Raw genomic sequence first — 12246 nt, 5'->3', positions numbered from 1 at the left:
TTTGGTTCTGATAATTATGAAGTTGTTCAATCAATTCAGTACTACTTTTCTCACCTGAATACTGTTGTCTTTCATCAATAATTTGATGATGTAGATCCCTTTCTGATTGTCCTTAAAATTTAATTGTTTAACGGCTGTGTCGTAATGTTTTTTTTGAATACCCATCGCATCAAAAACATACACCGATTGAATATTTTCTCCCTGTATATTTACTATTCCTTGCGTAGGGTTAGGGTAAATGATCACCCTATTTTTCTTTTCCTCAATGTTAGTGATATCCCCTGTTTTTAGAATATTGATATCTCCTATATAAAAGTCGGATTTAGTCTCTTTATCACGATCAAAAGGAAGAAAGAAACCCATGGAAGCCTGATCAATACCATCATCAAATGTGACTTCTTTAGTGAGTGTTACCCAACGTCCGCCATCCACATCAGATATATCAAAAGGAATGGAATGCCATGGATTAGATAGCTGAAAGAAGAACTCTTTTTGAGTGTTCTTACTGGCGATAAACACATCAATACTGATCCTATATTCTCCTTCATCCAAATGATCTATCAATAAATCATCACTCTGAATTGCTGTCGAACTTAACACCTCCGAAAGTGTATCTGATAATGCCACATATTGATGTGCAAGAGCTAAATTTGATAGACAGACCAATAGTGTTGTTATGTATAATTGCACCCTTTTCATCTTATAATTCATTTTGAAGTTCCACATCTAAAAATCTGAATGTACCACAAGGTATGTCTACTTCTGTGGCCTCTTCGCTAATCGAAATTGATTGTCCAGACAATACATCTGTAATTCTCACAGGTGTTACTGAACCAAATCGAAGCACAGCTACTTTGTCGCTTGGGTTAATGTATCCTCCATCAATTAGTGTCAAACGGATGTGTTTAGGTGCCGATTGAGCGGCCACCCATGCTACTTCTCCTTCGACAGTCACGGGAATAAGTTTGGCCATTTCTTCCAATTCTTCCTTCATCAGCTCAGAATAACTCGACGCTTTATAGGCATTATTTCCATCGGCGGAAAAGAAGTATTCTCCATCAGAAATGTATTCCGTTAGAATATCTTTATACAATGGATGAAGATGATTTTTTAGATATCCCCTTGGTAATTCATTAGGAACAAAATGTTCGTTTTGGGGAGGTGTTATCATCACAATGCCATTTTGATAATTGGGCAAGAAATGAAGTCTTCTGTCTTTTACTCCTGCTGCAAAATTAGAGAAGTCCCAAGGGTTAGTTGGTGATGCCGGCCAAGAACCATTTAATCGATCAAACAGTTTGTCTGAGTTTTCGTCGTAGGTCTCGTCAAACCATGTGAGCCACTTTACCTTATTACCATCTTTAATGTAATTATCTGTGGGGTTGACAATGCTTAAATGCACTGGGGAAAAACTAACGATTTCTTCTCTTTTGGGCACGAAGATCACTCCTCTTTCTACCATTTCCCAAAGCACACTCATGTATTCTTGGTCTACAGCAAAGTTGTTTAAATATCTTGCTCCACATGAGATATTGTACACCATTTGTCGTAAGAAATGATTGGGTAACATCTGATGCGACTTCTGTCTTAATCTTAAAAAACTAGGATTATCTCGGGCACTTCTTGCTCCCCAATTATCAAATACTCCGGACGCCCACAAGCCCATTCTAGAAGCTACCGAAAGCTCCATGGTCTTATCTGTGGTTTCCTCCATAGAAGGAACAAATACCTCGGCATATTCTCCATTCAGTACTCTTTCCCAAATGGGTTTATGTACAATTCCCGACCAGAATAAATGCTTGTTTCTTAAGTATATCGTTAGGTTTTTATCTCTTCCATAGTCCGCCATCGGAAGCAACAAATCAGTTAATACAAAAGAGAACTCGTCGGTGGTGCTTTCCAATTCGGGATAGATTAAATTCATCCTTTTACCATTACTCGCATCGAGCAACTTCTTTTTGGTTTCTACACTATAATAGTACGGGTCGTTACCGTGTCCACCCCAAGAATTTATCCCTACTCCTTCACTGTAATAAGGCGTCAGCTTATCTAAGACTTCCTGTTGAGTCAGCGAATAGTTTTTACGACCATCTCTCTTGTTTTTATAAGTCTCGTTTTCCATCTCGCTTCTATCCCAATTTTCCACTTTTGGCATGTGGATGTTGGCATAAAACTGTGCACCATAAGAATTACTATTCATCGCTTCGATATAGGGTGCAGTGATGTCGTCTTTAGTATCCGACATAAAGAAAGTTTCTAAAGGAACACGCTCATAATTTGGTCGTTGAAAAGCCAATACTTGTTCTCTTACCTTACTTGTATTGTTGATCAGTTTTTTGATGTTTCCTGATGGTACAAATTCTTCAAATTCATCGGCCCACTCATCATTACTTAAGTCGATAACATGTATACAAGAACCTCCACTTTGGGCACTCGCCAAGATCAATTTATTTGATGTCCGATCCTGATAAAAGTCGTTGAACGCATAACTGTTGGCTAAGATTTCCTTTTCTCCATTCTCCCAAAAATCTTTAGAGAATAAGAAAATTCTAGACCCAAATAACGTCATGTATTTCTTTTCTCCTTTATAATCTAACACATCAGGAGCTACGATACGATAACCAAAACGATCGAACTCCTTTCCATAATCAGGGAAATAAATTTGGTTGTAAGTCTTATCAGAAAGATCATAGACCATCAATTGAGAATCTGTTACAGAGGTCGACGTTCCCATCATCACTTGTATCTTACCGTCCATGTTGACCACTTGTAAACCACCAACGGGTTTTCTCATTTCGGGATCAATAATTTCGTAAGGCTGATCAGCGAAGGGTTCAAATAAATAAATCGTACCATCTGCGGCGTTCCCATTGAAAGCACTTTGCACCAACAATTTCTCATCATTGTATTGGTCGTAAAACTTTTTGATGTGATTGTTGACATGCTTATTCCCTTGTGGGATATCTCCAGACCCCCATGCCTTATCAATAGAATAAGACGCATTTTTAATTTCTTTGATAAGATTACCTTCTTTGTCGATATATAATAGACTTAGCTCGAAACCGCCAGTAACGGCATATTTCTTTCCTTGGTAATTCACTACTGATACAGAAAACAAAGGCACTTCTGTTTTCTTGAACGTCCATAACGTTTTTCCATCTGTATCTACACAGAAAAGAGAACCGTCGGCATTGGCACAAAGGATTTCGTCGTTCCCGTTTCCAGTCATGTCCTCACACCAAATATCATTGTTCATAAAACCAGAAAGCGGGTTCTTCCAAAGGATATTTCCATTGTAATCCATTCCCATTAACTGACCATCATAGTCGCTACCAATAATGATGTTATGATCCCCTTTCTTTGCCGTTCTAACCAGCAAAATTGTACTTGCCGTTTCTATGCTGTAGATGTACTTGTACTTTGGCTTGGAGAAAGCCGTTATTTTAAGTGCATCCTTAGTGTTGGCTGGATCGGATTGAACAGCCCAAATGTTCTCCTGATCGGAGGTCCACTGTGATGTATTTCTATCAAATTGATAATCAAAAGTTGATTGTGCATGTATGCAACACGTATTTGATAGGAGTAGATAGAGAAAGAATAATGTAAAGTTTAATTTCATTCCTTAATAGTCAATTTCAAATCATTTCTTGAGATAAAGATCACTTTAAGGATAGAATTATATGTATTAACGAATACTTCTTTTGTACCTCTATGTTTATGCATAAAAAAAGGGGTAGATCAACGACCTACCCCTTTCTTATAACCTCGAATTTAGTTAAAATTAAATCTAATATCTTTAATTACTTTTGTGAGAATTTAGTTGAGTTTTTGATTCCACTGTTATTTTTAATTTTCAATGTCTTTTTCGATTTCTCATCTGCTTTAAACCCTAATCTTTCTTCGCCCTCGTAGGTATTGTTCGATACCTCTACTCTACTACAATTATCGAATTCGAACTGTGCTCTATCTGGGAATAATGGTGTTAATTCCGTTGTTTGATAGATTTTATTTCCTTTGATTAGAAGATCGGCAGCTCTATCTGCTCTCACAATTCTAGCATCGAATGTTCTAATCGTATTATTAATAAACTTGATACCGTGATCGAAATCCTCTGTTGTAGAATAGTCCTTTCCTAAACGTGGAGTAACCCACATTACTGCGTGTTCCTTACCTGAAATAGCACAGTTGGTAAATTCGTTATTTTGAATCAACACATCTTCTACCGCACCCGACTCGTACCAGTAATACGACTCACCTCTGAAGAGGATAGACGACATCATTGAAGATAATTTATTGTTCTCGATCACTGTCTTTAATGGACTTTTCAATACAATGTTTCTAGCTCTGTGATTTTGAATCACACAACCTCTCATGGTAAATACTGGGTTGTATGTTTTGTTTTCCAACAAGTCCCCTTTTTTCAATTCTGCTGGCAATTTTTCATCAAATGTGATGTTTGAAAAAGTAGAGTTAATGTATTCTACCTTCGCTACTGTATTCACCTCTTTTCTTGATGGTGATGGTGCATGGATAAACCAAATTTCATCTCCTTTTTCAGTAAACTCAAAACCTGTTTGTTGGAAGTGTGCCAATTTCACACGTACTGTATGATTATCCACTACTTCATCTACAACAACATAAGTACCGTGAACATTCGTACCGTCGTCTAACATGTTTTCGAAACGGCAATTTTCTACTAAGATATCGCCTTTTACGTTACAGAAGTGTGTTGCATCAGCAAGAGAAGAAACGACTCTGTTTGTTCCTTCTTTTAAGTACACCCCACTATTGATAATGGTTACATTCTCACATTTTTCTGCTAAATAACCCATTCCGATAGCATGATGAACCACTGTATTATCGAAGTGAAGATCTTTAGAGTTGATCATTTGGAAAGCAGGTGCGTATCTGTTCTCTCCTTTCTTACCTTTTGAGTGAAGAATTGAACCTACAGGTGCAAAGTACTTTTGTTTCTCATAGATTTTTAAATTACCGTTGCTCAAACGTTCTACTTTAGTTGGGATAGATGTTTGATCGTGAGCACCGTGAACTACATTCTTCGTTTCAGGATCAAAAGGTAATGACGATCCCAAACATGAGAAACTAAACTCATCGATTTCAGGGAAGACAATTCTTTGTCCTTTCATTTTCCAAGAGAATCCATCTGTAAATGGTTTTACGATTCTCCATCCTTCTTTTTCGTTTACTTCGATAATCTCTGCTTGGAATGAGAAAGGAATGTCCCAATCGATTTGGAAACCTTCCACTTTGACGTTTTCACAGTTATCAAAGCGGAAAGGCATCATCTGACCGTGGAAAATGAAGTCCGAACTATTTCCTTTGATCGTTAAATTTTTAAATCCATTAAAATGGAAAGCAATTCTTTTTACTCCATTTTCGTGGTTGGTGACAAAACATTCTTGTTCGTACGCCAAATCAGGTTTGAAAAGGTATTCTCCTTTTTCAAAAACTACAGTTAAGTCGTTTTTAGAAGCTTTTTCTAATGCTTGTCTAATTTCGTAAGTCCTGTCTCCCGCTTTAGGAGTGAATGTAATTACCTCACCTGCATAACCGCTAAAAGTGATAAAAAGTAATCCGATTAAGGACCAAAGTTGATTAATATTTTTCATAGGAATACTGTTTTATTTGTACTACTTCAATAACTGAAGCGTACCTTCCAATCCATTTTTTGATGTTGCTTTAATGTCGATGTTTTTGTCAAGAGAATTTACTCTAATAACAGCAGTACCGATACCTGCTTCTGCTTTGATTTCTTGGTTGTTCATCAACTCGATATCTCCAGTCAATTGAACATCCATTTTCTCGTTGAATTTCTCTACAACTGTACCGTTCGCATCCACTACTTTTAGATACACAAATACAATATCATTCTGATTTTCAGAAACCTCTACACCACTTTTATCCAATGCTACCTCGATCTTAACCGCTTTACCTGGAGTTCTCACGATGTCTTCAATCACCACTTTGCCATTAATTTTACCTACTGCTTTTAAAGTACCCGAAGTAAATTGTTTTAAGTTAAAAGTGATTGGAGGAAATTCTAAATGCTCAGAAATTTTATCTTTCGTTGGTTTCTTCGTTTCTATCAATTGATCGTTGAGATACAACGCTACCTCCTCACAATTGCTGTAGACTTTAATGTCCAAAGGAGAATCTTCTTGCCAGTAAGTAGCCAACTTCACCATCGCAGGGTATTGTTCTGATACTGGACGCTGAGATTGGTAGAAGTAATAAGCGAACTTAGGAATTCTATAAATGTCCATCAGACCCGACAATTCTAAATCTTTATGGTAACCACGAGTGTAATCGTACATTACCCAATAGCTATCCGCAAATGCAGAAGTTGTTTTGTTATCGTTAAATGCTTCTTGCACGTTGTAAGCCTGATTTAAAAGTCGTGCTTCACCAAATGCTCTTGCTTGTCTACTACTTGTTTCGTATCGCTCACTTTTCGGCATTTTATCCTGATTCAGACCAGCATTATTCGAGTAATATTCCCAATCGCCGTACTCAGAAACCGCATACGGTTTTTCTGTAATACCTGTATCCTTATGCATAATTTTATGCTGACGTGCTTGTAGGAAAATGTCCCAACCTTCGGCCATCCAACCTGCAGTGAAACATTGGTCGCCAGGATATTCTTCGTGTGCTATTGCTGATAGTTTTTCTCTAAACTCCAAAGGCATATTTTTTGTCTCATTCAGCGAAACTTCCCATGCCGTAACACAAGCATGATTTCTATCTCTTCTTACCAAATCTCTTGATGCATTGAACATCTGATTTCTAAACGCCTCTGTCTCGTTATAGTATTGCCATCCTAAAATCGCATCCAAAACTACTAGACCTAAAGAGTCACAAGCGTGCATAAAAGATGGAGAGTGCGGATAGTGTGATAACCTTACAAAATCGAAACCAGCATTCTTAATTTTAATAGCATCTCTTACCTGAGCATTGTCCGACAAAGCGTAACCAACATAAGGATACTCCTGATGTCTGTTGACTCCTCTCATGAACTGCTCCTCTCCATTCATATAGAATTTCGTTCCTTTGAACTCCATTCTACGAATACCAATAGTTGTTTCTTCTTGATCAACTAATTGATTCTTATAGTAAATCTTAGTGACTAACTTGTATAAGTTGGGTGCATCTACCGACCATAATAAAGGCTTCTTAATTTCTAAGTTGACCTCATTGGTTTGATCTTGTCCCTTAGATAATGTCAACTTACTCGCCTTCGACTTCTTGATCACTTTGTTGTTTCTTACCAACTCGTGCACCACTTTCACATCAGAAGAACGATTGTTTGCATTTCTAATGTGTGTTTTGATATTGACTACTGCTTTCTCTTTTGAAGCTTCCGGGTAAGTCACAAAGATGCCACCACCTGCTACTTTGTTTTCCAAAATAGGATGAGTGATGTGTACTTTATTTTTAGAGATCAACCATGCATTTCTATACAAGCCACCGTACATATTAAAGTCCAAACGCTTTAATGGTTTTGGGCCTGTCACCTCGTTGTCTGTATTGTCTAAACGAACAACAATAGTGTTAGGGGCATCGAATTTAGCGACCGATGTAATATCAAATACTACGGGCAAGTAACCACCTTGATGTTCCTTGATTAATTGACCATTCACCCAAACTTGCGAATAGTTCATGGCTGCTTCCAGCTCAATAATAATCTTCTTATCAGTTAATTTTTTATCTAATTGGAATTGTTTTCTATACCAAGCGATCCCCTGCCATTGATCGTTTACTGGAAGAGGTTCGATGTTCGTGGTATGCGGAAGTTTAACCGACTCCCATTTAGAGTCGTCGAAGTTTGCTTTAAGTACTTCAGTTTCATTTATAGAAACGGGGCTAATTTCTCTCTGGAATTTCCAGTTATCATTAAAGTTTACTTTGTCGGCAGCAAATGTCTGTTGCAACGTCAGCATGAAAATAAACTGAATGATAAAATTTATTTTAAAGATTCTCATAAATAATGTTTTCATTTCGATACCTCAAAATTAGAGCATAGGTGTTGTAGGGGTGTGCTTTTGCATAAAATAGATGTCTTTTTTTATAAAGTTTATTAATGCAGACATTTAGAAATCAATTGATGATGAACTGATTAAGAGATTACAAAAAAGGTTGTCCTATTTTTATAAGACAACCTTTCTATATATCAAGTACTTCCGTTAAGGTCTTGCCTCGTAAAGCGTCATACTGATATCATCCAAATAGAATGTGATCGGATCCGTATCAGATACTCCGGCTAGGTCACCTTTTTGGATCATAATCGTCAATTGCTGATTAGTAACTAAATCACCTGCAGAAATCATATCAATTGTGATATCTTCCCACTGATCTCTAGTCACCCCTGCAGTCGATACCTGAGTAACATTTGCTGTTGGCGATTGGAACCTCACTACCAATCCATCTGTAAATGGACTTCCTGTTGGAATATATATTTTAAAGCTGATGCGGATTGGATCGTTCTCCTTAAATGTATTTCCAAAGTCAAATACATTAATTTGAGTAGTTAAACGGTCTCTTGTATTATTTAAGAAATCTTTGTTAGGAGCATTAAAACTCATAGAGTAATTCCCTGTAAAAGCTTTATCTGTTGTTCTTATATAATAATTTGTTCCTTGATAGAACCATCCGTCTGCTTCTTCCGGCTTGCCATCTTTATCGATTTCAAATCCTGCACGATCAGCATCCAAGATACTTTCCTTACCATATAAGATGATCGATTCTTGAGCGAAGTCTTCTAAACTTGCACCTGCTTCAGAAATAATGGCATTGTTGGCCTGACCAGTATAAGCAACAGTAATTTGATCTGAATTGTAGATTTCATCCACCAAACGGATCTCTACTTTCTTACTGTTGATATCGCTTACAGAAACAGAAGCAATATCAAATACTGTTTCTGCTAATCCAGATGCTGAGTTGCTAACTTTTACTTCAAAGCTTTGCTTCGCTAGATCTTGATCCGCAATTGCCTGTAAGTTTTCTGATACATTAAATGTGATCAGTTTATCGTAAACACCTACCGCTGGTGTTGCATTTCTTTCTGAAGTAATAGCTCCCTCTTTAAATGTAGGACGTTGCTCAATTTCCACTTTAACTTTTAGAGGAATCACTTTAGCATCTGTACTTGCTTCAATGCCAGATGCATTGTCTTTTTCTCTATCGATTTGGAAAGTACCAACTTTAAAGTATTCATCTCCTGATGTTAAATCGTTATAAGCTACATAAGAAACAGAGTCGGTAGCAGTAGTACCATCATATAAATTCCATGTTCTAGAAACTTTAGAATAATCTACGATACCTCGGTAAGAAACATCGACTAACTTTAATTGATCTCCTTTTTCTACCACTATTTCAGCCCAAGTGCTTTCGTCTTCTGAAGGCTGATCTGTACTACCTACTTTTAAGATTAACTCATCGCCTTTGTATACTTCATAGGCTGCACGGATATCTGATACTTCGGGAGTTAATAATAATGGTAATTTTAATGTCTCCGAAGCAGCTATTTGATCAGGCTTTAATCGCTCTGATGACATAGCTCCAGCATTAGTGGACTTCGTTGACAACATCTGTAATTCAACAACTGATGAATTTTCAGCATCAGTATATACCTCATCTTCATAAAAATCGATGATTTCTGAGTTTTGAGGGAAAGTCCAAGTTCTAGTTTCTGGTCTACCTATTGTCGTCAAATCTCTGTAAATGATACTCTCTCCAACTGGAACGGTCAATGATGGCCAAGTAGAATTGTCTGAAGGGTCATAAGTGATTCCTTCTTCGTCATCACCTAAAAAGATAAGATCTTGAGTGACTCTTGCCAATACTTCTCCATCGTATTCGATTTGCATTTCTGGTTCCAATGGAGCGAATACATTTACATAGAAAGTGGTATCAATTACCCACATTCCATCATCACCTAGGTGCGCTTCTAACGTATCAGGAATTTCGTTTCCAGCTTCATCTACTCTATTCCCTTTACCAATGTACGTTACAGGGTAGTAGTAGGTATTATGAAGTCTTACACCTTGAAAACCTGATTCTGTAAACAATACATTAATACTGTGAGAAGTAGAAACTCTATCTAGATCTGGTAAAATATGGTTTCTTAAATCATCTCCTTTAAGGTATTCCGATCCGATAAAGTAATTACCACTATCTAGCACCCACTCATGAGAATTTACTCCTTGAGATAAATCAATAAATGACATAGCCTCACCGGTATTTCTTACCAAATTAGAATGAGCGAATCCACCTGCTTCTGTATACCACGATACGTCTGACCATGATGGAATTTCTTCTTCTTCTTTATTACATCCAATAACAGTGATTAGAAGTAAAAAGATAAACGATATATTTTTAGTAAACTTCATTGTTATTGTCCAAGATTAGGGTTAGATATAATTTCCTCAAGTGGTAACGGTAAATAATCGTGTAATTGAGGGATGTAGTTCATAGAAGCATCCAAACAATCGACTATTCGAATACTTGTTGTTACCTCTCCATTTACATATGGGAACAATTCTGCTCTATTCCTTTTTACTGTATTTCCTTCAGAATCTTCAAAAGTGAAGCGTTCTGTTTTATATGCATCGTCTTTTAAGAAATCGAATCTTGATGCAATGATTCCCCATCGTCTCATATCAATCCAACGGATCGAGTGACCTTCTGCTGATAATTCCAATGGTTTTTCGATGTACATCAAATGATTCCAAACGTCTTCAGATGTATATGTTTTCTCATCGTAATCGTGGGCTGTATCACCATTCGATAGACCGATTAACTGTAAGCCCCAGCGCGTACGAATAGTATTGATCAATTCAATTGCTCTTGCAGTATTTCCGGTTGCTAAATAACATTCAGCAAGGTTCAAATAAGCTTCAGACAATCTGTTCACACATACATTTTTACCAGAATAGTAAGCACCTTTTGGTAAGTTATTTTCTGATGTAATGATGTCGTGGTTGGTGTACTTTTTAAAGTAAGCGAACTCATATTTACCGAAAGTCACCGCTTCTGGCGTCATTAACGATCTGTAGTAAGGAGTATTGATATCGTTTACTAAACTAATCATTGCCGATGATCTTAAAGAAACTTGTCTTTCTACTAAAATATCATTGCCTTCTTCATCTACATCAAACACAAAGTTTCTCACATCTTTTGTGTCTTTCACTTCCGTTTTATAAGCATACGCCAACCAAGCATTTGGTGTTAAGATTCTTTGTCCACCTTGAGAACCCGGTGCAGTAAATCTTGCCCAACGGTTACTAGGTGATTGCTCGTCCCAACGGTCCATTTCTGGTTTTAAGTTATCGTCGTAGACAATTTCGAAGATAGATTCCTTGTTAAACTGACCTGCTCTTGTAAAGAAAATACTTGCGTCCTGTTCTAATTGGTAAGGGTACTCACCTGAGAAAATTAATTCTTCGTAGTATTTCTTCGCCATATCATAATCTGGATTAAATTCGTCTCCATCAATATGTGCTGGCGACTCCAATAAATACAAATTACCCAAGAACATGGCTGCAATACCTTTGTTCATTCTACCTGCTGCCAATTCTTGCTCAGCTTCATTGGCTAATCTTCCTGGAAGGTTTTCGTAAGCATACTCAAAATCCTCTAAAATGAATGCTCTTACTTCTGCTTTTGAAGAAACTGGAATATTGAAATCTTCCAATGTAACCGGTACTTTATCTCTAATGATTACTCGACCATTATTAAATGACTGATACAAGTAAAAGTGGAAAATACCTCTTAGCATTCTTGCTTGTGCCATTTGAGAAATCCAGTTTGGATCTTCATTTTGATCGGCAAGAGGACCATTTAATCCTTCGATTAATTGATTCGCTCTGAATACGCCTTTATATAAAGCATCCCATTTCTTATTGATCTCCACTTGAGAGTTGGTAAACGTTTTAAAGTACCAAGGTTCTCCTTGCTTATAAAACTGTGGTCTACCTTGTGAATGTGAAGGGTACCCTTCGTCTGTTCTCCAAGCCTCTTGTACAATATTTAAATTGTAATGATTTAATAAAGAAGAATAAGCCGCTGTTAATACCTTATCCGATTCCGTTAGATTCTTAAAATAATCTTCTACCGGCTTAGCGTTCGGGTTGGTTTCGTTCAATTGATCTGCACACCCTACAGATAAGAAGGATACTATCAAAAACCAACCTATATTTCTATATGTTCTTTTAAATAAATTCATTTCAG

At 37.0% G+C, this 12246-nt stretch carries 6 protein-coding genes; all 6 read right to left on the bottom strand.

Annotated elements, in window-relative coordinates; genetic code table 11:
* Positions 1-30: 30 nt before the first annotated feature.
* Positions 31-699: a T9SS type A sorting domain-containing protein gene (locus KMW28_RS23760; RefSeq protein WP_169661907.1), complete on the bottom strand. Its 669-nt coding sequence runs from the start codon at positions 697-699 to the stop codon at positions 31-33.
* Between the two features lies 1 nt (position 700).
* Complete coding sequence (locus KMW28_RS23755) at positions 701-3619, bottom strand: Kelch repeat-containing protein (RefSeq protein ID WP_169661908.1); 2919 nt, start codon at positions 3617-3619, stop codon at positions 701-703.
* 181 nt (positions 3620-3800) lie between these two features.
* Positions 3801-5630 carry an alpha-1,3-galactosidase-related protein gene (locus KMW28_RS23750; protein WP_169661909.1) on the bottom strand — a complete coding sequence of 610 codons (1830 nt, stop codon included), beginning with the start codon at positions 5628-5630 and terminating at the stop codon, positions 3801-3803.
* Positions 5631-5651: 21 nt separating this feature from the next.
* Positions 5652-8015: a glycoside hydrolase family 2 TIM barrel-domain containing protein gene (locus KMW28_RS23745; protein WP_205958097.1), complete on the bottom strand. Its 2364-nt coding sequence runs from the start codon at positions 8013-8015 to the stop codon at positions 5652-5654.
* A 186-nt stretch (positions 8016-8201) separates the two neighbouring features.
* Entirely contained in the window at positions 8202-10406 is a 2205-nt protein-coding gene (locus KMW28_RS23740) for a hypothetical protein (protein WP_169661910.1), read from the bottom strand.
* Positions 10407-10408: 2 nt separating this feature from the next.
* Positions 10409-12241, bottom strand: a complete 1833-nt coding sequence (locus KMW28_RS23735) for a RagB/SusD family nutrient uptake outer membrane protein (RefSeq protein ID WP_169661911.1) — start codon at positions 12239-12241, stop codon at positions 10409-10411.
* Positions 12242-12246 lie beyond the last annotated feature (5 nt).

This window comes from Flammeovirga yaeyamensis, from assembly GCF_018736045.1.
Classification (GTDB): domain Bacteria; phylum Bacteroidota; class Bacteroidia; order Cytophagales; family Flammeovirgaceae; genus Flammeovirga; species Flammeovirga yaeyamensis.
Note: the sequence above shows the minus strand (reverse complement) of the source record. Positions and strands in the feature narration are given on the sequence as shown.

Coding starts and splice junctions, on each gene's coding strand:
- KMW28_RS23760 (WP_169661907.1), bottom strand. CDS start 699: ATGAAAAGGGTGCAATTATACATAACAACACTATTGGTCTGTCTATCA.
- KMW28_RS23755 (WP_169661908.1), bottom strand. CDS start 3,619: ATGAAATTAAACTTTACATTATTCTTTCTCTATCTACTCCTATCAAAT.
- KMW28_RS23750 (WP_169661909.1), bottom strand. CDS start 5,630: ATGAAAAATATTAATCAACTTTGGTCCTTAATCGGATTACTTTTTATC.
- KMW28_RS23745 (WP_205958097.1), bottom strand. CDS start 8,015: ATGAAAACATTATTTATGAGAATCTTTAAAATAAATTTTATCATTCAG.
- KMW28_RS23740 (WP_169661910.1), bottom strand. CDS start 10,406: ATGAAGTTTACTAAAAATATATCGTTTATCTTTTTACTTCTAATCACT.
- KMW28_RS23735 (WP_169661911.1), bottom strand. CDS start 12,241: ATGAATTTATTTAAAAGAACATATAGAAATATAGGTTGGTTTTTGATA.